The 22,397-nt window shown below is 63.2% G+C and carries 11 protein-coding genes and 1 pseudogene; 6 read left to right on the top strand and 6 right to left on the bottom strand.

Annotation, left to right across the window (positions count from 1 at the left end; translation table 11 throughout):
• Position 1: 1 nt before the first annotated feature.
• The 4 genes from MB84_RS12405 (at position 2) to MB84_RS12390 (ending at position 9,536) form a co-directional block, all read left to right on the top strand.
• Positions 2-4,096, top strand: a complete 4,095-nt coding sequence (locus MB84_RS12405; protein WP_046291996.1) for a contractile injection system tape measure protein — start codon at positions 2-4, stop codon at positions 4,094-4,096.
• The gene (locus tag MB84_RS12400) at positions 4,093-5,466 is read left to right on the top strand and encodes an ATP-binding protein (RefSeq protein ID WP_211279371.1); all 1,374 of its coding nucleotides are present in this window, start codon (positions 4,093-4,095) and stop codon (positions 5,464-5,466) included. Before MB84_RS12405 ends, MB84_RS12400 begins: the two co-directional genes overlap by 4 nt.
• Positions 5,467-5,500: 34 nt before the next feature.
• Positions 5,501-8,536, top strand: a complete 3,036-nt coding sequence (locus MB84_RS12395) for a hypothetical protein (protein WP_157122705.1) — start codon at positions 5,501-5,503, stop codon at positions 8,534-8,536.
• 313 nt (positions 8,537-8,849) lie between these two features.
• Positions 8,850-9,536 (top strand): hydrolase, encoded by a 687-nt coding sequence (locus tag MB84_RS12390; RefSeq protein ID WP_046291993.1) that lies wholly within the window; start codon positions 8,850-8,852, stop codon positions 9,534-9,536.
• A gap of 114 nt (positions 9,537-9,650) precedes the next feature.
• Here MB84_RS12390 and MB84_RS12385 read toward each other — a convergent pair whose 3' ends face one another.
• Positions 9,651-10,943 carry an MFS transporter gene (locus MB84_RS12385; RefSeq protein ID WP_245725547.1) on the bottom strand — a complete coding sequence of 431 codons (1,293 nt, stop codon included), beginning with the start codon at positions 10,941-10,943 and terminating at the stop codon, positions 9,651-9,653.
• 223 nt (positions 10,944-11,166) lie between these two features.
• Positions 11,167-12,105 carry a LysR family transcriptional regulator gene (locus MB84_RS12380; protein ID WP_046293732.1) on the bottom strand — a complete coding sequence of 313 codons (939 nt, stop codon included), beginning with the start codon at positions 12,103-12,105 and terminating at the stop codon, positions 11,167-11,169.
• A 122-nt stretch (positions 12,106-12,227) separates the two neighbouring features.
• Here MB84_RS12380 and MB84_RS12375 point away from each other — a divergent pair, with 122 nt between their 5' ends.
• Together MB84_RS12375 and MB84_RS12370 are read left to right on the top strand one after the other, a co-directional pair.
• Positions 12,228-13,367, top strand: a complete 1,140-nt coding sequence (locus MB84_RS12375; RefSeq protein WP_046291991.1) for an iron-containing alcohol dehydrogenase — start codon at positions 12,228-12,230, stop codon at positions 13,365-13,367.
• A gap of 80 nt (positions 13,368-13,447) precedes the next feature.
• Entirely contained in the window at positions 13,448-14,893 is a 1,446-nt protein-coding gene (locus tag MB84_RS12370; RefSeq protein WP_046293731.1) for an NAD-dependent succinate-semialdehyde dehydrogenase, read from the top strand.
• Between the two features lie 76 nt (positions 14,894-14,969).
• Here the strand turns inward: MB84_RS12370 and MB84_RS31715 are convergent.
• From MB84_RS31715 to MB84_RS30955, 4 genes and pseudogenes are all read right to left on the bottom strand, one after another.
• A pseudogene (locus MB84_RS31715) lies at positions 14,970-15,089 on the bottom strand (phosphonate metabolism transcriptional regulator PhnF); the annotation flags it as partial.
• Between the two features lie 22 nt (positions 15,090-15,111).
• Complete coding sequence (locus MB84_RS12365) at positions 15,112-17,847, bottom strand: RHS repeat-associated core domain-containing protein (protein WP_169835003.1); 2,736 nt, start codon at positions 17,845-17,847, stop codon at positions 15,112-15,114.
• A 41-nt stretch (positions 17,848-17,888) separates the two neighbouring features.
• Positions 17,889-20,396, bottom strand: coding sequence for a toxin TcdB middle/N-terminal domain-containing protein (locus tag MB84_RS28975; protein ID WP_245725570.1), 2,508 nt, complete (start codon positions 20,394-20,396; stop codon positions 17,889-17,891).
• A complete protein-coding gene (locus tag MB84_RS30955) occupies positions 20,377-22,380 on the bottom strand; it encodes a SpvB/TcaC N-terminal domain-containing protein (RefSeq protein WP_245725546.1) in 2,004 nt (667 codons plus the stop codon). Before MB84_RS30955 ends, MB84_RS28975 begins: the two co-directional genes overlap by 20 nt.
• Positions 22,381-22,397: the final 17 nt, after the last annotated feature.

Here is a 22,397-nt window from a genome sequence, read left to right as displayed (position 1 = left end):
CATGGACACGCGACATCGGATCCGCTCGCTCGATTTCGATCTGACCTTTGCGTCGGGTGGCATGGCGATGTCGCAGGGCGAACCGCTGCGCGCGCTGGTCGTCGACCAGTTGCTGCCTGTGGTGGCGTCGGTGTTGGATGAAGCGACGGGCGATGGCGCAACGGCGGACATCTACCGTATCGACCGGCTCGATGTCGATCTTGGCGAGGTGTACGACGAGGATCTGCCCGAGACGCTGGCGGAGCGACTGGCGCAAGCGCTGGCGAGTGTGTTGGTCATGCAGCAGAACGCGGGGGCGGCGGCATCCGCAACGCACGCGGCGGATCTGATTGCGTTTCTGGCGTCGGGCCACTGGGCGACTCCGGGTGTGGGGCCAGCACCCGCGCAGACCGAACGCGGTGACGCGTCGGGCCCAGACGATGAGATGCGTTGGGACACCGACGCCGGGGTGGCCGATGCTCGGGTGTCCGACGGCCTCGAAGCGCTTCTGGCCCGTGTGCTGGCGGGCGACATTCAGACCGTCCGGCAACGCATTCGCGCAAACGCTTCGCCGGACACGCTGATCCAGCGATTGACGAAGCAGTTTCCTGCTCACGGCGTCGACGCGCTCCTTCGGGCGTTGCGTCCGGCAGAGGCGTCCGGATGGTTGCGACAGCTCGATGCGCTCGATCAGTTGCTTGCGACCGTCGGATGGAACGTGACACAACGCGCCGACGCGCAATCGGCCGCCCGCGCACGATTGCTCGCAATGGGCCTGCTTCCGCCGGATGCCAGCCTGCGCGCCATGCCGTGGCATGGTGTCTGGCAATCGGTGCTGTCGATCGCGCAGACGCGTGGACTGGCGCGCGATGCGTTTGATTTCGTAGCGAAGGTGCGAGGCAGTGTGCGGGCCGACGAAGCGCGCGCGAGTGCGATAGACGCCACGAGGGCGGACGAGACGTCGCAAGCAGGTTCGGAATCCGCCACGATGCTCGACGCTCTGCATCGCGTTGCCGACGCACACGCAAGCGGTGAGGAGACACCCCCCGCGTTTCGCGGCAAAGAATCCGATGGGCCGCTGTACGAGCAGGTACCGACAGCAAACGCATCCCCGCGCCCCTTTCCCTTCACGCAGGCGGGCCTGAAAGCCTTGCTCTCGACCGCCTTGATGCGCGCGCAGGCGAAGCCGCTCTACGGCATCTGGCCGACATTGGTGACCAACGAGGCCGACACCCTGCGCGAAGCGCTGCGCCGCTACCTGTCCGTATCCGATCTGCGCGAGCAAATCGCACTGACATTTCCGGTGTCGATGCTTGAGGACATGTTGGCGCTGCTGTTGGCGGCCCGTCCTGAAGCGACGCAAGAATCGGCGCAGGCGAGTCGCAGACGAGCCGATGCGTACGGCGTTGGGAGACGCCCAGAGAGCACAGTCCATGACATGGGGCGAACGTGGGCGTGGCGAAACGCGTGGTCTCATGACATCGCTGCGGCAGCGGGCATCTCCGATGCCGAGGTGATGCGCGGGATCGGCTTGCGAGACGAAGCACAGCCAGACGTACCGGCGGTTCCTGCCGCCTCGTTCGACGTGCGCGTCGGGGCCGATGTTGCTCTCTCGGGAAGACATGAGGCATCGACGGTTTCGCCTTCCGGCGACTCGATTCCGGACGACCCATCGGACACACTCACACACCGAAGCGTGGGCGATGAGGCGACGTCCGCTGAACCAGCGGCGCGAGCACCGGAACCCGCAATTCCGCCCGCTGTACCCCTCACGTGGCCAGCCGCCGATGACGTCGACGCGCGTGCGGAAGTGACGAGCCGGAATGACAGGCTTATCCGGGCGCTATTGAGCGGTTCGGCCGTGGCGCTTCAAGACGATTGGGCGGATTGGATCGGTCGTGAACGGCACGCGCTTGCGTCCATCTGGCGTCGATACTCGACGTACGACACGGTATTAATGCGCGTCGTGGAGGGCTTTCCGGAAACGATGCTTGTGGATCTGGCAACCGTGACGGTGCCATCCGCAGCGGCGCTTTGGGAGGCGCTCGCCGGGATTTCGGTCGATCGGCTGGCGGATGCGGAACAAGCGTCGGCGAGCACCACGGAACCGCTGCTCCGCGACCCGTCCCTCGTTGGATCACCCGGTCTTGCCGACGCGGTCGGGGTCGAGACTCATGCCGAGTCGAACACACGGAACATACCGTCGCAGACCGACCTCGATCGGTGGAAGCGGGAAGTCTGGCATGCGCTGTTCATGCAATTACGTACCGTTTCGCCGGTCGCGTCCACGTCGTCCACGTCGTCCATGCCGTCGATCTCGTCGGTGTCGTTCGCTGCGCTGGAAGCCATCGCGTTGCCACGTGGGCGGGCAGCGTGGGCGCGTCGGGCGTTTGATCTGTGGGGAGCCACCGTCACAGCCGATACGACCGATTCATCCGATGCCATCGGTTCCTCAGGTACAATCGGTTCGCCGGGCACCGTTGCCCCCTCCCCGAGAGTGGCCGATAGCATGGCGGCCGATGGCCATGTTCTCCGAGCGCCGACGTCATCGATTGCCGATGCAGCGTCTCCAGCATCGGTGGCCGAACCAATGGGCCGCCGCACGTCTACCGTAGCGATCCGACGTCTCGTCCGGCAACGCCAAAAGGTGAATCCACAAGGCGGCGATCTGATCGCTCGCGCTGCGTCGTTGTCCGCCCCTGAGCGACTCGATCTTCGACGCATCGTCACAGAAATAGCTTCGACGCGCGGGTCCGATCTTGCCGGGATCGACGCGCACCACTGGCAAGCCGTCGTCGATACGATGATCGCTGTCAGCGAGTCGATTCCCGACGCGCACAGGGAAGTGCTTTATCGCTCGATTCTCGATAACGCCCCCGACATCGAGGGCGAAGTCGACGTCAGTGTTTTCCCCCCCGATGCCACCGGACGCTATTACGCGAGTGTGGCTGCCGCGCTCGCCGCCGATGCCGTGCTTGACCTTGATCTGTTAGCGGAGTCGGCGATTGCGCAAGTCGCTTCGTCGTCCCCGGACGACCCGGATTTCAATGCACCTTCTCCGTTCCCCCCGACATCCCCAAATCGTCCGCCCGCCATGCCGGAAGACTTCATCGCTTACCTTACCTCCACGGACTTTCGGCGGAGCGGGACCCCGCCTGCCGGGTTCGACATCTGGCTTCGACAGTCGGTTTATTCGGGGGCGCATGTTCTGCGACCGATCATCGCGATGGCCGCAGAAGACGAGGCACTGGCCGAGCGTTGGCTGGATCTGATTGCGCCGCCGCTGTGGCCCGGCATCGCGCGGCTGTCGTCCCGCGACACGCCGCAAGTGGCGCAAATGCTGCGCGTCGCCAGCGACATCACCGATCTGTTCGCCACGAGCGTCGAGACGGTCGCACCGGCGAGTCTGCATCGGGCGCGCTGGCGTTTCCTGTTCCCATGGCTATTTCTGCCGCAGCGTGCGTTCGACGCCGCAGCGTTCGCAACATCGCTCGTGGCCGAACTGGCTCGTCACGCGAACGTCGCCGTGCCGCCTGCGCTCGCCTCACGCGTTCAACAACAAACCGGGATCGATATGCGCACTGCCGACGTCACCGACAACGCCCACCTCTTGCAAATCCCGTTGACGGTGCCTTACGCGGGGATTGTGCTCACCTGGCCGTTCACGTCTCAGCTCTGGAACAGACTCGGCCTCACCAGGGAACACCGGTTCGTCAGCGACGAAGCCGCAGAGCGCGCCATGCTCCTGCTGCACTACGTCGGCTCGGGCCTCACCGAAGCGCCGGAGCCGCATCTGACGATGCACAAGCTGCTTTGCGGACTGCCGTTCACCTCGCCGGTCGCGCGCCATCTCGACATTACGGCAGACGAGTCGGCGATCTGCGACCAGATGCTCGACGTGATCATCCAGCACTGGTCCGCGCTCGGCAACACGTCTCGCGACGGACTTCGGGAAAGCTTCCTGCAACGCGAAGGCCGGTTGTCGCTGGCGGAGGATGGCTGGCATTTGAAAGTGAGACGGGCGCCGTACGACATGCTGCTGGATCGTCTGCCGTGGAGCATTTCGACAATTCGTCTGTCCTGGATGGAGCAGACGCTATGGGTGGAGTGGGCATGACCGATCCATCAGATCGCTTAGATCCGTTAGGCGCGAACGCGGCGAGCCTGGCGCGCGAGATCGACTGGTTCGGTGCCGTGCTGGAGACGCGGCTGCACGCGTACTTCATGCATGAGGGCGTGCCGCACGACATTTATGCCCATACGCCGCCGGATCTGACGCACGATCCGTCGCCGTTTGCCCATGCCCTGCTCGAACACGACCTGGCCGACGATTTCGACGCACGTATCGTGCTCATGCTCGCCATGCTGCCGCACGTCCGCCCGCAGGCGCTCGATCTGCTGTTCACGCAGAACAAGAACACCGAGCGCCAATTCACCGAGTTCGGAGGATGGCGCGCCCAGCATCACAACGGTCTGCTGCCGACCGGTGAGACCGCTGCGTTCGTGCTTGCCGGTGACGACCTGAGCCGCCGCTTCGATGTCATGGCGCTGTTCGACGCGGACCATGTCTTCGCGCGCGCCTCGATTCTGCGACTCGAACGCAGAGCGGATGGCGAACCGGCTCTGGCCGCCGCGTTGCATATCGAGCGGGATTTCCTCGAACGCAGTACCTCAGGCCGCGAGCATAAGCCGGACTACAGCGCCGGATTTCCCGCCAAACGCATCACGACGCAGCACGACTGGAAAGACCTCGTGCTCACGCCGGACGTGATCGAGGAGATCGACCAGATTCGGCAATGGCTCGACGACGGCGAGGGCATCATGCAACGCTGGCAACTCGATCGCATTGTCAAACCCGGTTTCCGGGCCTTGTTCTACGGTCCGCCGGGCACGGGCAAGACGCTCACCGCGACGCTGCTCGGCAAGGCGGCCGGCGTGGACGTGTATCGCATCGACCTGTCGAAGATCGTCTCGAAGTACATCGGCGAGACGGAGAAGAATATGGCAAACGTCTTCGATCAGGCGCAGAACAAACGCTGGATTCTGTTCTTTGACGAAGCCGATGCGCTGTTCGGCAAGCGCACCGAGGGCAGCACCGCCAACGACCGTCATGCGAATCAGGAGGTCGCTTATCTGCTTCAGCGCATCGAAGACTATCCCGGTGTGGTGCTGCTGGCGAGCAACCTGAAAGACAACATCGACGAAGCCTTCGCCCGTCGCTTCCAGAGTGCGATCCATTTCCCGATGCCGGACGAAATCCAGCGGCTGCAACTGTGGCGCAATCTCTTCCCCGCGCGCCGGGGACTGTCGGATGACGTGGATCTGCCCGCGCTCGCGGCCGAGCACGTGCTCTCCGGTGGCGCGCTGCTCAACGTGGCGCGGCATGCCGTCATGTGGGCGGAGCGCGATGGCCGTCACGTCGTGATGCAAAGCGACTTGCTGCGCGCGATCCGACGCGAACACCTCAAGGAAGGACGCACGATCTGATATGAGCCCTGTCGACTTTCTGAGATGTGCTTGCATGCGGATGCCGTTTTTCGCCGCGCTGATCCTGGGGCTTGTCGTTCATGCACCGGCCGTCGGCGCTGAGGCGTTGTCGGCAAGCGCGGCGGGGGCGTCGGCACCGCAAGCGGCGTCTGCCACGGTCGCGCCAACCGTCTCCGCACTCGCTTCGCAACCTGTCGCCGTCAAGGGCGCACCCACGCAAGCCGTCGCGGCGCCCGCTGACGCGTCGACGGCGAAGTTCTCGCGCATGGCACCGCCCATCGGCAGCGATGGCAAACCGATGACGCCCGAGCAGGCATGGCACATCGTGAACACCGTTCAGGTGAAGCCCGAGCCGACGTCAGGCCCGGCCACCGTGTTGATTTCGGCGGATGTCGTGCGGCATCTTGCCCCCGCCACGCGTCGCGCTATCCAGCAGGCTTTGCTCATCATTTACTCGGAAGATCCGGCCTATCTTCAGGCGTACCGCGAGAGCACGCGGCCCTTGTCCGACAACCTTGTCGGCCCGATCACCTTGTCATGGCTGAATCGATTCTGGCTCGACTTCAAGATGCAGCCCGTGGGCAATCTGACGAGCGCGTCGGTGCAAGCGCTGCTGAAGTTTGCGTCAATCGTGCGTGCGCACCCGCAATGGAAGGCCGATCTGGTCGGCGCGGACCTCGGGAAGTGGATCGACGGTTTCGAGCCGAGAGAACAGGCCCGCTACTACCAGATACGTCTCGCGGGCACGGACGACGAGATTGGGGCCATGTTGTGGCTGTATCACCTCGACACCGACAGCAACCGCAATGCAGGTCCCGATCCCGACCGCGCGCTGCTCACGATCTACAACTACACGCTCGACGCCGCCGACTTCACGTTGCTGGCGTCGAAGTCGAAGGTCGTCGACCACCTTTCGGCCTTGCAGGACAAGGCGTATCTGAACCAGCCGCTGTTCGACGCAGCGGTGCTCGATGCGCTCAAGGACCTTGGCAAGCAGGCGGACGCTTATCTGCCTGAAGCGCGCGCAGTCGCGATCACAACGACCTATCAGTTGACGCAGGCCTCGCTTGCGCAACTTCGCAACGACGCCCGTGTGCCTACGCCGGTCATCGATGCCGTTGCCGGGTTGACGGACGAGTACGCGAGTCAGGCGGACTTCAACGAAGCGATTCTAGACGCCACGGCCGACATCAAAACCCCGGTCGATCCTTATGTCCCCGAGATCGTGCGGGCGGCGCAATCGCAAACCACTTATGTGCTGACGGCGCAGGCGCTCGCGGAGCTGGCCTCAAGTCGGAGGAACGAATCGGTGCCGCCGGTGATCCTCGATATGCTCAAGGGGCTGCAGGGATTGCAATATCCCCAATTGTGGTTGTTCGACCGGGCCGTGATGGCACGTTTGCGCGAGGGCGTCGGCGCATGTCCCACGGGAATTCCGGGCAGCGTGGCCGACGCGCGCAAAGTCTCCGCCGAACAGATGCAGCAACTGTCTGCGGTCCTGCGCGATCCGGCGCTGTTCGCGCAACTCGAAGCGCTGTGGCGCAAGGGCGCATGCAGCAACGTCGACGCTTTGTCGCTGCCGCAACTCATGCAGGCGCTGTACGACCGGTTCCGCCCGTCGCTGGTCGCCACCGCGCGAAAGAAGCCCGCGTTCGACCCGAACAAGCCGGTCAGTTGGGACGGCAACGGCTGCGGGTGCGTGCTGGACCGTCTGGACGGAGAGGTGTACGGTTTCTTCCCGTTCTGGATGGCCGGGCCGAAGCAGAACGTCGACTTCAGCACGCTTTCGCGCATTGGCTACTACGGGGCGACCTTCGACGATACCGGACGGCTGGTACAAGCCAACTATGGGGGTAGCTTCGTCGATCTGTCGCAGACATCGGCGTCGTTGCCCGGAGACTTCGTGTCGGTCGCGCAGCGCCATCAGAGCAATGTGCAATGGGTCATTCAGCGCAACGACTGGCGCTCGTGGACCCGGCTCGACAAGGACCGTAAGGTCGCCGTCCTCAATCGTCTGAGCGACGACATCGTTCGGCTGCTCTCGACCGGACTGAAAAACTGGACCGCCGCCGTGTCGAGTCACCTTCCATTCGGCACGCGCTTTGCGCCGACCAACGGCAGCGGCGTGGTGCTGTTCTTCGACGGCTATCCGGAAGACCCGGTGTCGGTGCAGGCCTTCAACCAGTTCGTGGATCAGTTACGTAGCCGTTTGCGCAAGGCAAGGGCGGGGGATCGCATCGACGTCATGTTGCGGCACGACCGCGTCGGGCATGGCGTCTACAGTTATACGAACCTCATGCAACTGGTGGCGGACAGCGACAAAAATGCCGTGACGGACCTGCTGGCCCGCGTCGACCGCGACCGGAAGCGTCGGCCGAACTTTCTGGTGCTGCTCGATGAGCCGACCACCGATTCGAAGAAGGCATTGCGCGAATCGGTCGAAGCAGGGCTGCACGGTCAGGAGCGCATGACGGTACTGCGCCAGATCGTGCCCGTCATCACGTTCGACAACGACAACTGGCAGCAACTGCAAGACGATATCGTCTATGCGCAGGACAATTTCGGCGGAATCGGCTTCTGGCCTATGCCACTGAGCGTCACCGGTGCGACGCAGAAGACCGATCCGGCGACGCCGACGCTCGACGCGCTCGTCCCCAAGGCGATGGAGGGTGTGCAGGCCTGCACGCTGACGCGCAGCATCAGTGAGTGCATTGCGGATCACTACCAGGATCCGCCCGGCGCACAATCGTCCGCCGTGTGCAAGACGGTCTGCGAGAACCTCTACGCGTTCCGGCTCGCGACAAAGCTCGTGTTGCTGTTGCTGGTCGGGTGCGGTGTGGCGTACTACGCGTCGTGCCGCTGGCGGGAGTGGATGGCGCGCTACCATCACGCACCTGCACTGGTCGTGGCCGCCGTATGGATTCTGCTGGGACTGGCGTTGCTGTTCTGCGATCCGTTCCTGCGATGGCTTGCGCGCGGCTACATGATCCCGATTTTCCTGGTGCTGTTCATCATTGCAGTGATCGCCTGGTACCAGTACCGGCTCAAAGCGCGCGACGATCAGCCGTAATGGGTCTTGACCGATCGTCGTCAGCGATTAACCACCGAAACAAGAAAGGCCGCGTCTGCGCTCTATGCCGCAAAGGCAAACGGCAGGAACTGCGCTGTGCTCGCGCCGGACACGGAAGCGCGTCCGGCCGAGGGCGGGGACCGGTGAGCAGCCAACGGCGAGGCGGCCACGCGTTGACGGATGGCCACGCGCGGCGCCGCCGTTTTGAGGACTAATACCATCAGGTGATATTCCGGCATCCCCCGGGTCGACTAGTCTTTCGTCGGGTTGCACAGTGCACCCGCGCGCAACGTAAAGTCAAAGGACCCTGACCATGTCGAATCCCAAGCTCGAAGTCTTGACCCCTCAGAACAGCCAGCTCATCATCATCGACCACCAACCGCAAATGGCGTTCGGTGTTCAGTCGATGGACCGCCAGGCGCTGAAGAACAACGTGGTCGGCCTGGCCAAGGCCGCGAAGATTTTCAATATCCCGACGACGATCACGACGGTCGAGAGCGAATCGTTCTCCGGCTACACCTATCCGGAAGTGCTCGACGTATTCCCCGGCGCGAAGACCCTTGAGCGCACCTCGATGAACTCATGGGACGACCAGAAGGTGCGCGATGCGCTCAAGGCCAATGGCCGCAAAAAGGTGATCGTCGCGGGCCTGTGGACCGAAGTCTGCAATACGACCTTTGCCCTGTGCGCGATGCTCGAAGGCGACTACGAAATCTACATGGTCGGCGACGCCTCGGGCGGCACCAGCAAGGAAGCGCACGATTTCGCCATGCAGCGCATGGTGCAGGCGGGCGCAGTCCCGGTCACGTGGTTGCAGGTACTGCTCGAATGGCAGCGCGACTGGGCGCACCGCGATACCTACGATGCCGTGATGAAGCTCGTCAAGGAACACGCCGGTGCTTACGGCATGGGGGTCGACTACGCCTATACGATGGTGCACAAGGCTGCCCAGCGCACGTCGGACACGCACGAATCGCTGGCCCCGGTCCCGGCGCGCTAAGTTGCCGGCGGCCGTGACTTAAGACAGGTCGGACTCGGCGACGAAACGAAAAAGCCACCAGCAACTTACGCTGGTGGCTTTTTTGCGAGATGACGGGGTATTCGGACCGGCGGATCAGTCGTCCAGCGGCAACCCGCTACGGTCCTTCACCAGCGCGACGGCGACGACCGAGACCAACGCACACGCGATCATGAAGAAGACCACCGGCACGTAGCTGCCACCGAAGTACGCGACGAGGGCGGTCGCGATCAGCGGCATCGGCCCCCCCACAAGCGCCGCACCGATCTGATAGCCGAGCGACATCCCGGTGTAGCGAATCGATGGCGGGAACGCCTCGGCGAGCAACGTGCCGATCATCGAGCCATAAGTCGTCCAGATCACGCTCAGGCCAACGCCCACGGCCACCGACGCCAGCAGAATCGACTTCTGATTCAGCAACCAGAAGTACGGCCCGATCCACACGATGAACGCGACCGTGCCCCACAGGAAGACCTTCTTGCGCCCGATCTTGTCCGACAGATGCCCGAAGTAGAGCATGAACGGGAAGGCAATCAGCGCACAGACCAGCACGATGTTCAGAATTTCCGAGCGCTGGAAGCCGTGGCCGATCATGTACGAGATCGTGAACGTGGCGTACAGGAAAAACGTCGACGTCTCCACGACCTTCGCACCAATGGCGATCAACACCGAGCGCCAGTGATCCTGCAAGGTTTCCTTGAGCGGAATGCGCGTCTCAGTCCGCGTGGCCATGATCTTCTTGAACGACGGCGTCTCGCCCACGGCGTTACGAATCCACATGCCGATCAGCACGAGAGCGATGGAGCCGACGAACGGAATGCGCCATCCCCAGCTCTGGAAGTCGGCGTCGCTGATCGAGTTGCTCAGCAGCGACGTGATGATGTTGCCCAGCGCCAGCCCGAGCACGGCACCCGTCTGCGGTACGGCACCGTAAAAGCCGCGACGGTGGCGGGGCGAATACTCAACCGCCAGCAACACGCCGCCACCCCATTCGCCACCCAGCGCCAGCCCTTGCATCAGCCGCAGCACGCAGAGCAGTATCGGCGCCCACACGCCGATCCGGTCGTAATTGGGCAGCAAGCCCATGAGTACGGTCGACATGCCCATCATCGTGAGCGTGATGGCCAGCGTCTTCTTGCGGCCGACGCGGTCGCCGATGTGCGCGAAGATCACACCGCCCAGCGGACGGATGACGAAGGCCAGCGCGAACGTCGCCAGCGCCAGCAGATTGCTGACCAGCGGGTCGGTGCTCGGGAAGAATTGCTTCGCGAAGATGATGGACGCCATCGTTCCGTAAAGGAAGTAGTCGTACCACTCGATGGTGCTGCCCACGGCGCTGCCGAGGAGTGCGCGCCGACGCTCGGCGTCGGGCACCATCGCTTCTTTCATTGCTGAGCTCAGGCCGGGGGTGCCTGCGCTGTTGGGCGCTATTCCGCTCATTGTCTCCACCTTGTTTTTTTGATGACCGGACGAAGTCTACAAAGGCGGGAGACGCCAGTACACTGAACGTTTGCGTTAGCGCTATAACTTTTTCTCAGAGCAGACGTCAGCGTCGCGTCCCTTCGCCATGCGAGGGACGCATACCTGCGACGCGGTGGCGAGCAAGCGCTGCTTATTCGCCCCGGGCGGCGCCCTTCGCGACGATTGCGTCCATCAACATCTGCGCGCCGTGCGAGAGCGGGGCACCGCGCCGCGTGACCAGCTCGTATGGCTCGCTGAGCGACGACAGCGTGAGGGGAAGCGTGCAGGCGATGCCATGTCCGGTATGGAAGCGCGCCACGTCGATCGACACCAGCGCCACCAGCGAGGGGTTCTTCTGGAGCAACGACACCGTCGCAAAAGCGGACGTCGTTTCCAGTAAATGCGCGGGAAACCGCAGCCCGGCATCATGAAACTCCCGCTCCAGCAGCCGTCGCATCGGCATGTTGGCCCGGTAGACGACCCAGCGGTAGTGCGCGAGATCTTCCAGCGACACGTGAGCGGCATTGGCCAGCGGGTGTGCAGTATTGGCGATGACGGCGAGCGTTTCGTCCTGAACGAAGGTGCTGTCGTAGAGGTAGGGCGTCTGGCTGACGCTTGTGCGGCACACGGCGAGATCAAGTCGCCCGGCGTCGATCTGACTGAGCAGGGCGGCGCTCGTATCTTCCACGATTTCAATCGACATTTCGGGCTGCGCCTCGCTCACCGCCGTGATGGCGTCGGTGAGCAGCGGCACGGCCCCCATGATCACGCCCACCGACACGCGCCCGCCATGTCCGCGCATGATCCCGACCATCTCTTCGCGCAGGTGCGCCAGATCCGACTGGATCAGACGCGCGTAGCGAATCACACAGTGCCCGACGGCGTTCGGTTCGAGGCCGCGGTTCGAGCGTTCGAACAGCGCGGTGCCGAAGGTCGTCTCGATCTCATGCAATGCCTTGCTGGCGCCGGGTTGCGTCATCGCGAGCTGTTTGGCCGCGCCCAGCAACGAACCGTGCTCCTCGATGGCGATGAGCAACCGGAGTTGCTTGACGTGCAACCGGGAGATGATCGAATTGAGCGAGGGGGGCATCATTGTCTTGATGAAAAGTTATATCGCTATCAAATGCTGTCAATATCGCCGCAGTGCGACGGGCCATACACTGCGAAATCTCTGCGTGAGCATAGCCTTCCTATAACTTTTCGTCATCCACTATGTCCCTCATCAACTACATCACCCAGATCCAGTTCGGCTTCGACTCGATCCGGCTTCTCGCGAGCGAGTGCGAGCGCATCGGCATCCGCCGCCCGTTGGTCGTGACGGACGCGGGCATTCGGGCAGCCGGTTTGCTCAACACCGTATTGAGCGCGCTGGGGCAAGGCGAGTCGGTGCCGGTCTTCGACGGGACGCCGCCCAACCCGAACGAATCGGTCGTGCGCGAGGCGGTCGCCATGTACCGGGCGAACGCATGCGATGGCGTGATTGCACTCGGCGGCGGCTCGTCCATCGACCTGGCCAAGGGGGTTGCGGTGTGTGCAACGCATGAGGGGCCGTTGCAAAGTTTTGCCGTGATCGAAGGGGGCGCGGCGCGCATCACGTCGGCGACGGCCCCGGTCATCGCGATTCCGACGACCGCCGGTACCGGGAGCGAAGTCGGCCGTGGGGCCATTCTGATCCTCGACGATGGCCGCAAGGTCGGGGTGATCTCGCCGTATGTCGTGCCGCGCGTGGCGATCTGCGATCCGGCGCTGACGCTGGGTTTGCCTGCCGGAATGACCGCCGCGACGGGCATGGACGCCATCGCGCACTGCATGGAAACGTTCATGGCCCCGGCGTTCAATCCGCCCGCCGACGGTATCGCGCTCGACGGCCTGTGGCGCGCCTGGCGGCACATCGAGCGCGCAACCCGCGAGCCGTCCGATCGCGCGGCGCGCCTGAACATGATGAGTGCGTCGATGCAAGGTGCGCTCGCTTTCCAGAAGGGACTCGGCTGCGTGCACAGCCTGAGCCACTCGCTGGGCGGCATCGATCCTCGTCTGCATCACGGCACGCTCAACGCTATCCTGTTGCCTGCCGTGATCGTGTTCAACCGCACGGCACCTTCGATGCAAGAGGATGCCAAGCTCGACAGGCTGGCGCAGGCCATGAGGCTTGCGTCGGGCGACGACGTCGGTCCTGCGATTGCCGCGATGACCGCAAAACTCGGCCTGCCGGGCGGACTTGCGGAACTGGGGGTGACTCGCGAGCAGTTCCCGCGCATCATCGAGGGTGCGCTGAAAGATCACAGCCACAAGACCAACCCGCGAGATGCCTCGGCTGAGGATTATCGCGAGATGCTGGAAGCGTCGATGTAATGCGCAGCGAGGCGTGCGCCGGGCCGATGGCCATCGGTTCGTACGCCTTGCCTTTGCCCAATCATTCTCAGGAAATTCATATGGTTACGTCAGGTTATACAGACACCAAACTTCTGATTAACGGCGAGTGGTGCGATGCCGCCAGCGGCAAGACGCTCGACGTCGTCAACCCGGCGACGGGCAACGCCATCGGTAAAGTCGCGCATGCGGGCATCGCCGACCTCGACCGCGCCCTCGACGCTGCCCAGCGCGGTTTCGCCACGTGGCGCAAGATTCCGGCCGCCGAGCGCGCCGTGACGATGCGCAAGGCCGCTGTCCTCGTGCGCGAACGCGCCGATTCGATTGCGCGCCTCATGACCCAGGAGCAGGGCAAGCCGTTCGCCGAAGCACGTATCGAAGTGCTCTCCGCCGCAGGCATCATCGAATGGTTCGCCGACGAAGGCATGCGCGTGTATGGCCGTGTCGTGCCGTCGCGCAATCTGAATGCGCAGCAGACGGTACTCAAGGAGCCGATCGGTCCGGTCGCCGCCTTCACGCCGTGGAACTTCCCCGTCAACCAGGTCGTGCGCAAGCTGAGCGCTGCGCTGGCCTGCGGCTGTTCGTTCCTGGTCAAGGCGCCGGAAGAGACCCCGGCGTCGCCTGCCGCGCTGCTGCAAGCGTTTGTCGACGCGGGTGTACCGGCCGGTGTGGTGGGGCTGGTCTTCGGCGATCCGGCCGAGATTTCCAGTTATCTGATTCCGCACCCGATCATCCGCAAGATCACGTTCACCGGCTCGACGCCGGTCGGCAAGCAACTGGCCTCGCTGGCCGGTCTGCACATGAAGCGCGCAACGATGGAGCTGGGCGGTCACGCGCCGGTCATCGTGGCTGAAGACGCCGACGTCGCGCTGGCCATCAAGGCAGCGGGTGGCGCGAAGTTCCGTAACGCCGGTCAGGTGTGTATCTCGCCCACGCGTTTCCTCGTGCACAACAGCATCAAGGACGAGTTCGCGAAGGCGCTGGTCAAGCACGCCGAATCGCTGAAGCTGGGTGACGGTCTTGCCGAAGGCACGACGCTCGGCCCGCTCGCCAACGCACGTCGCGTCACGGCCATGAGCCGCGTCATCGAAGATGCACGCAAGACGGGCGCGACGGTGGCGACGGGCGGCGAGCGCGTCGGCACGTCGGGCAACTTCTTCGCACCGACGGTCCTGACCGACGTGTCGTTGGAAGCCGACGTGTTCAACAACGAGCCGTTCGGTCCGGTGGCGGCCATCCGCGGCTTCGATAAGCTCGAAGACGCGATTGCCGAAGCGAACCGCCTGCCGTTCGGTCTGGCCGGTTACGCATTCACGCAATCGTTCCGCAACGTGCATCTGCTCTCGCAGCAGTTGGAAGTGGGCATGCTGTGGATCAATCAGCCGGCCGCGCCGTCCCCCGAAATGCCGTTCGGTGGCGTGAAGGATTCGGGCTACGGTTCGGAAGGCGGACCGGAAGCGATGGAAGCCTATCTCGTGACGAAGGCCGTTTCGGTCATGGCGAACTGATGTCATTGAGGTGATGGCGGGACCGGCGGCGCGGCATCGATATCGTTCAATGCCGTCGTCGCCGGTCCCGCGCTGCTTAGGTCGACGTATCGACCGTCAACTGGACACGGTCTGCAGCGAAGTGCGTGATGCCGTATTTCATCGGCACGCGGTCGAGATCGACGTCGACATTCTCGACCCAAAGCACCGGTTGCTGGGTGTCGGCCTGTCCGAGCGCATCACAATTCGACGGGCGCCCGGATGACTTGCACGGTCATCGCCAATTTCCGAACTGTGCGGTATTCGGACATGGTGATGGGGAAGTAATTCGGACCGGCATCGTCAACGGACGTGTCCATCCACGCGGCATGCGCCTGCGCCGACGGCTTAGCGCCCACGTCGTCGAAGTTCTGGTAGTTTCCGTTGGCGTCCTTGCTGTAGACGAGAAATTCCACGGGAACGCGTTCCGGGCCTTCCATCCGTGCCCACTCCAGCCCAATTTTCGAGACACGACGAAAGAAGGCATTGTCAAACGCGACTTCCAATACCGAGTCCAGTGTGTCCCCCTCCAGAGGCTTGCGGACCTCCCGATCGCGAAGGTCATGGGCGTGCTGGCGAAGCCGCATGTCCGCCCTGCCTCGACCGGCGATGTTCCACAGTCTGCCGCCCGAATTTATCGAGAGATTCTTTTTGACTATCTTTTGCAGGTGCGCAAATCGGCCATCTTCCGTGTCGTTGCCAAATCGGTGATGCATGGATAGGGTGTCGGCACGAGATTGCAAATGGGTGGACCAGCGTTGCAACAGCGAAGCGGCAGTTTGCGCATGAAAATGCGGGACGTATCGCATGAGCCGCTTGACATGTTTGCGCTTGACCTCGATACCTTTCTGGATTTTTTTCAATGCGCCACGATCCGTGATGCCGAGTGCTCCGTTCAAATCGTTAATACGGAACCTGACGAGATCGCCGGACTGATGTACGCGGTTATACACTTCGAGATATGGGGCTCGGACATCAGCCATCCCGTACACCATGGTGACGGCTTGCCGACCGTCGCGATCCGCAAGCGTCAGCGGATTGTTGGCGACAAAACGATAACGATTCAGGCCGTCGACGTTACCCGCGGGGTCCGGGTTGAGCCAGCGATGCAGCCAGGGCGCGTGATAGCGCTGCCCGTAGTAACTGAGTCCGGTCGCGTCTTGTTCGTGCCCGGCATACCGGATCGTGCGGTACCCGGCGGCGATTTCGCTGGCGGCCGCGCGCCACGAAGTGCCGCCGAAGGCATAGTAGTTCTCGCGAGAAACGACGTCTGCATTCGCGTCGATTTCCACGGTGGCGCTCTCCAGATGGTCGGCAAGCACGTAGCGGACTTGATGGTTCTCGACTCGCGCAGGTAGCCCCGCCTCCCAAACGTATACCTGTACGCGCGTCCGGCCCGCATCGAGCATGGCGACATGCATCACCTCGCCGGTGGCACTGTCCCGGCGCAGCTCCAGTCCGTGAAGATAACGGGTCTCGCGCACATTGACCGTGGACGCGGCAAGTCTTGTGCCGACTTTACGCACGCGGTCGCCTTGCGCGTCGTAGACATAGCGCTCTTCGTCTGCGGGGCCGTCATCGCGTGTCATGAACGTGACGGCCGCAAGTCGATTCGCGGTGATCCAGCGGATCGGCTGGCCGGTGGTCAGCGTCAAGGGATTGCCGCTGGGGTCGAACGACGCCTCAATGTCAGGCTCAGGCGAGCCGCTGTCCCACAACACGCTTCGGTTGCTCATTCGCGATACCGCAAAGCGTTGTTTCCAGCTCTGGCCTCGTGTGTCGGAAGTGTGCGCCGCCTCGACGAGATTGCCACCTGCGTCGTAGGAGAACGTCTGCGTGTAGGGCGTAGTTCGCGTCGCGTCAGGTACGGGGATCCAATCCGGCAATCCCGGGAAAGGGGGACGTGTCGCGCTCTCGCGCCCGGTGGCTTCGATCAGTTGGGAAAGCGAGTCATACGCGAACGTCTGCATGCCGTCGACGCGTCGATTTCGCCAGAATCGCACCGGGACCATCGCATCGGTAATTTTGACGACATTGCCCGCAGGATCGTATTCGTAGCTCACATCCTGGAGCGACGCACCGTCGGAAGTTTGGCAGGCGATGCGCGAGAGCCGTTCCGATGCCGTGTCGAAGATGGCGTTTTGCGTCACGCCGTTGCCTAACGTCTGCGCAACGATGCGACCGAGAGCGTCAACGGTTACATCGACTACAAGTGTTATTGCCTCACCGTCACGCGGCTCCCATGTGCTGCCGCGCAGCGTTGCGTCAACTGCGTAAAGATGCCGCTGGGTATTGCCGACGGCGTCGGTCTGAGAGACGAGTGCATCGGTCGCGTCGTACTGCCAGCAGGTTTGGTATGTGATGTCTTCTAACAGGGCGTCGCGCTCGTCGATGTCTTCTGGCCAGTCGGGCGCATCGAGCGTAGCGAGAAATCGGCGCTGTTCGGAGAGCGGCTGCCCGCTCAGACCGAACGAAGGGAACGTTACCGTTCCGGCTTCGTCGTCGAGTCTGACGATCTGGGCGCATCCATTGCACGCTGCGCTCGAAGCGTCCCCATAGGTCGTGCGACTGACGTAGCGCTCAGCATCTCCCAACGATTGCTCCAAGGTGGCGATCTCGCGCAATTGATCGTCGTAGGCGACACGCTTGCGTGTTCCTCGGGCATCCCAGACGAGGAGGGGGTGTCCCGCATCACCAACGAGCGCTATTTTGGGTCCCCCATCCGCATTCTCGGTGCGTAACGAATGCCCGGAGAGACTGAATATCGCCCGCTCGTTGGGCGAGCGATGCGCCCCTTGCACCAGCCGTGCGTCCCAAAGCGCAACGACGTGCGAGCGTGCGTCCCGGACTTGCCGCTCAGGTCTGGCCTGGGGTGGATCATCCGCGTAGCGCCGATGATAGCTAACGGTGCGCACCGGACGGCCGCGGGCATCCACGGCGGATAGCGTTGGCGTGTGGGCGTGGAGTCTGGTGTCCATCATTCGAGCTCATGCGAAGTATCGTTTTCGTCTTCGGAGACCGTATACCAGGCCCAATAGGTTTGTCTGCGCAGGTATCCGGGTGCGGTCAGCGTGACGGTGGGGCGGCCCAGCGGGTCGTAATGCTGGCGGTCATGGCAAGCGAAGTCGCGTAGCGATTCGTCGCGCACATAGACCGGGCTGTCGGCGAAGTACGGGCGGTAAACGCGCACTGGCAACCCTTTGTTGTTGTATTCCACGCGCTCGCTTACGCGCCAGCGCTGTTCGGCGTAGTGAGTCAACGGCTGTTGGTCCGGGCCTAGTGCCAGGCCGCCGTCGTCGAGCACCTGATAGGCCTCGCCTGGCGGGGCGAGCTGCTTTTGTTGCAGGGCGCGCCCAAACCCGTCCGAGTCCGTCAACCGCATCCGAATCTGCTGTGCCGGATCGTCCGGATAGCGGTCCGCCTCCAATAAAACCGCGTGTGGTGGGCGTCGCTGAGCGGCGAGCAACGCCTGCGCGACCGCGAACGGCATCGCGACGCCCGACGCCGGTTGCGCACCGTCTGCCGCAGAGGTCGCGTCGAATGTTGCCAGCGCCCTGTGAGCGGTCTTGCGTGCGCTCGCTCGCACATGGCCGTCGGGCAGGATCCATCCGGAGGCGACCCACTCCGACGTGAGCCGCGCGTCCAATCTCGCCTCATCGACCCGGCCCATCCAACTGAGCGCATCTTCGAAGGCCGCGTACGCAGCGCCCTGCAATGCAGCTTCCGGATCTGCGATGGCGTCCGTCGGCGACGCGATGTCGCGAACGTAGTCGGACAGCGGCATGAATCCTGCGGGTTCGCCATGGACCGTGCCGTGGAGGCTGGCGGCCTGAAGTCGTCCGAAGGCATCGTAGCGGGCTTCGTGCGTGTTTTGATTCGGATCGACGATGCGCTCGGGCAGCAACGTCCGGTAATCGTATGTCGTCTGTGTGATGCAGCCATCCGGTGTGGTTATGCGAGTTGCGCCGAAGTGATACGCGTCGTATTCGAGCGTCGTCTGGCCAGATGCGCGCGTTTCTCGATAAGCCACGAGTTGGTGGAAGTCTTCGAGCGGTGCGAATGTAGGAAACTGTCGATGCACTGCCCAGAGTGTCATGGCCTGCTCGCTCGGAAACGCCTGCATGGGCACATATCCTGCGGCCGCGAGCTCAATGTTCAATGCTTCTGCGGTGAGCACATCGTCATAGGCGGTGAGGGCGTGGTCGTCCAGTTCGGCGAGTTCGATGTATTCCGGTAACGCGGCCAGCGATGGGGTGCCGTCGTCGTCTTCAAAATAATGGACTTCGGACATTGCCGCGAGTTGGCGTTCGTCGGCCTGATTCAACGGACTGTCGGTCGCAACGAACGCTTCGTAACTCACCGATGCGGCCGTGAGACCGTCAAAGCCGAAGACCAGCGCGTTCTCACAAGTACGCCATGGAATCGAGACACGCCATGCGTCATCCCGATCCACGTCGTACCGGGCGGCTCGGGTATCGGTGACGTACCACTGCCGTTGCGCAACGTCGTGCGCGTCCTCCCACCAGCGAGTGGACACTGCGTCGTTCTCGCCGAATGGCGACGGATTGTTGCGGCGAGCGTAGTACACAGCGGCGCCGTGTAAGGCCGCCCCGTTCCTGTCCCAGCGCAACCCCAGCGTGTGTTCGCAGCGGGGATCCGACGGCTGGCGCTCGTAGACTAACATGCGACTTTCCGCAACGAGAGGACGCACGACGGCATATCGCGCGTGTGCGCTGCGCGCCTGCTTCAGGCGCACGAGATATCGCGTATCGGTCACCGAGAAGGGGAACGTGCCCTGAGCGTCAAGACCAAAAATTTCCGTGTGCGCGACGTGGCCGCTCAGTGCTCGTGCCATGTCGTGGCGCGTTTCGTCGTCCCAGTCGTCTGCGGGGGTGTCGCTGTTGTCGCTGTCATCGAAATGGCAGCGGAGCGTGGGACCCAGTGGGACCGCTTCGGCGTCGCTGGCGTCGTAATCGCCGGTGCAGGGCCGGTCGTCGCATCCGACGTGGTACCACGTCTTCGTCATTACGGGTGCTGTGAAACCCGCTTCGGCCGCCGCGTCTTTGGGGGTTAATTCGGTATCGTATTGCAGCACCAGCCCGAAGCCTTGCAGTTCCCGTTCGATGGGATCGTAGTAGCCGTGACGGTACTGAAATCGCTGACACGACTGTGCGCTGGAAATCTGATCGGTCTGTCGTTGCTCGACGACGACGTGAAGCGGGAAAGGAATACCACTCCGCGCGACGTTTCCCTCGCCTTGATAATCGCGTTTCTCGTCGAGCCACTCCTGAGCCGAACTACGGAATCGCACATCTCCAGCGGTGCCCATGTTGTTGTCGCTCGACGTGAGTAAATAGGGCTTACCGGCGCGAGCGAAGTCGCAGACCCAATGGCGAGGCGACATATGCGGCACGCTCAGGACGAGGCTGGGGCAGCCGAGACCGTTGATGTCGGCAATGCTGACTTCACAGGTCGGAGCGTACACAACGCCATCGGGCCACGCGAGCTTGCGTATGCTCGACCAGCCATTGCCGCTCTCGTTCAGGAAGATTGCGACGCCGTCCGGCTGGAGATAAATCAGGTCGGCAGGGCCCGAACCATCGAGGTCGACCAGACGCACGCGGCTGGCATCGAATTCGTCCGGCCAGGTTGGCGGGTTGCCGAATGGACGCGCTGCGCCGAATCGTCCCCAGATTGGGCCAGACGGTGATTTCGTCGTGACGCACGCGCACGAGGTGCGGTTGGCCTGTGCCCAGGATGTCGCTCAACGCGACCAGTTCGCTGCGATCATCGGTGCGGCATGGCAATGCATGGGGATGAGGGATATCGACCGGCGCTGCGAACCCGCGCTCGCGCCGGTTGGCGTATAAGCGCACGCTGCGCGGGCCGATCAAGGCGAGGTCGGGCAATCCCGCGCCCATCATGTCGGCGAGTCGCCCGTCCGGATGGGCGAACTCCGCCGGGAAGGCCGCAAACGGGACAAATTCCGACCATTGTCGGTCCGGCCTCAGGGTGAAAAATCCGGCCAGACCCGGTGTGGCGACAACCCAGTCAAGGCGTCCGTCCCCTGTCATGTCCACCAGATGCGTCGAGATCGGCGACGCCGCGTTGCGTGGCGGGATTCGATCCAGTAACTGCGCGGGCCCGTAGGCGACGGCGTCTTCGTTGCTATCGTTGCTGTCGTCCGCTTCGGCGCGCAGCGGCTCACGGTAATACCAGCCGTCAATCGTCTCGTACAAAATCCCCGGAACACCTTCGCCATACAGGTCGACGAGTTGATACCGAATCCCATCGTTCAGGCCCGGCATCGTGGGAAGGGGCTGGAACGTCGCTTCGTCAGGTGGCGGGAATTGCGTGTAGTCGAACTCGACGGGGGCGGACCACGTCGGGTCCGACCGAGCGTCGTAGCCGATGTCGTGTACGGCGACGAGCAACGAACGAATAGGACTCTCGTCGTACTCGATGAGCAGGCGTCGGACCAATGCCGGAGTGTTCCCGAGTTCGGCGAAACGGTGAAACATCAGCACCTGACGGCACAGCCATCGGGTGCGGCCTTCGACGCCAAACGCAAACGAGGAGAAGGGGTCGGCGCGTTCCGGCCTAGGCAGGTCGGTGTCGTAGGGAGGGACGTCTTTCATGCCGGTGGGACGCTCACCATAGTCGAGTACCAGCTCGAAGCACCATGCGTCGTCGGGTGGCGCGTCGTCCAGCAGGGTCGTTGGGATCACGCTTGCATGGAGGTTGCCGTAGCAGACACGGTCAAGGTAGACACGCGGCGCGAGGTTCTCGACTGCATCGCCCATATCGACGGCATCGACCGTATCGACCGAGTACCGATAGCGGATTCGCTCGCCATTCGGAGCGACGGACTCCTCCAGCCACCACTCGGCGATGCGCCGGGTGACGGTGCCATCCTCTCCTGTCACCCTGGGCGCTTCGGTGCGCGCCGTCTTTCCATAGACGTGCACATTGCCCTGTTCGTCATGAATCAGCCAGAACCAGGCCGTGGCGTTGCGCCACGATTCGATCCGGTCGTTGCTCCCTTGCACGCGAGTGAAATGGCGTGTGACGGTGTACTCACCAGTGATCGTCGCTCCACGAAACGCCGACATTTTTCGTGAGACGATGTTGCCATTCAGTCCGACCTCGGGGATGAGCACGTCGCCGTCAGGTGCGACGAACTCGTCTGTATCGTCGTATGCCGGAGTGCGCTTGCCGGTGCGCCGGGCGATGCGCGGCACGCCCACCTGCCATCCCTGCCCGAACTCCGATCTTCCGCCCTGACTGCTGTAGCTAAGCGACATGTCAGGTGTGAATCCGCGTCCGGCCGAGATTGGAAGCGCAATGACCATCGACGCGGCGCCTGAGGCGCCCACGGCGCCCCAGCCCTTTCCGAGGCTCTGAATCGCGCCGCCGCCCTTGGGAAGGGAGGGGGCGGCGATGCGCGCGGCGTAGGTATCGTTGGTCATGGTTATGGTCATGATGG

This window comes from Pandoraea oxalativorans, from assembly GCF_000972785.3.
GTDB classification, from domain to species: domain Bacteria; phylum Pseudomonadota; class Gammaproteobacteria; order Burkholderiales; family Burkholderiaceae; genus Pandoraea; species Pandoraea oxalativorans.
The sequence above is the reverse complement of the archived record's forward strand: the minus strand, read 5'-3'. Positions and strand labels throughout refer to the sequence as shown.

What these genes read in the sequence shown, in the direction of transcription:
- MB84_RS12370 (WP_046293731.1), top strand. Translation starts at nt 13,448, where the DNA reads ATGGTTACGTCAGGTTATACAGACACCAAACTTCTGATTAACGGCGAG.
- MB84_RS30955 (WP_245725546.1), bottom strand. Translation starts at nt 22,380, where the DNA reads ATGACCAACGATACCTACGCCGCGCGCATCGCCGCCCCCTCCCTTCCC.
- MB84_RS12405 (WP_046291996.1), top strand. Translation starts at nt 2, where the DNA reads ATGGACACGCGACATCGGATCCGCTCGCTCGATTTCGATCTGACCTTT.
- MB84_RS12395 (WP_157122705.1), top strand. Translation starts at nt 5,501, where the DNA reads ATGCGGATGCCGTTTTTCGCCGCGCTGATCCTGGGGCTTGTCGTTCAT.
- MB84_RS12375 (WP_046291991.1), top strand. Translation starts at nt 12,228, where the DNA reads ATGTCCCTCATCAACTACATCACCCAGATCCAGTTCGGCTTCGACTCG.
- MB84_RS12400 (WP_211279371.1), top strand. Translation starts at nt 4,093, where the DNA reads ATGACCGATCCATCAGATCGCTTAGATCCGTTAGGCGCGAACGCGGCG.
- MB84_RS12390 (WP_046291993.1), top strand. Translation starts at nt 8,850, where the DNA reads ATGTCGAATCCCAAGCTCGAAGTCTTGACCCCTCAGAACAGCCAGCTC.
- MB84_RS12380 (WP_046293732.1), bottom strand. Translation starts at nt 12,105, where the DNA reads ATGCCCCCCTCGCTCAATTCGATCATCTCCCGGTTGCACGTCAAGCAA.
- MB84_RS12385 (WP_245725547.1), bottom strand. Translation starts at nt 10,943, where the DNA reads ATGAAAGAAGCGATGGTGCCCGACGCCGAGCGTCGGCGCGCACTCCTC.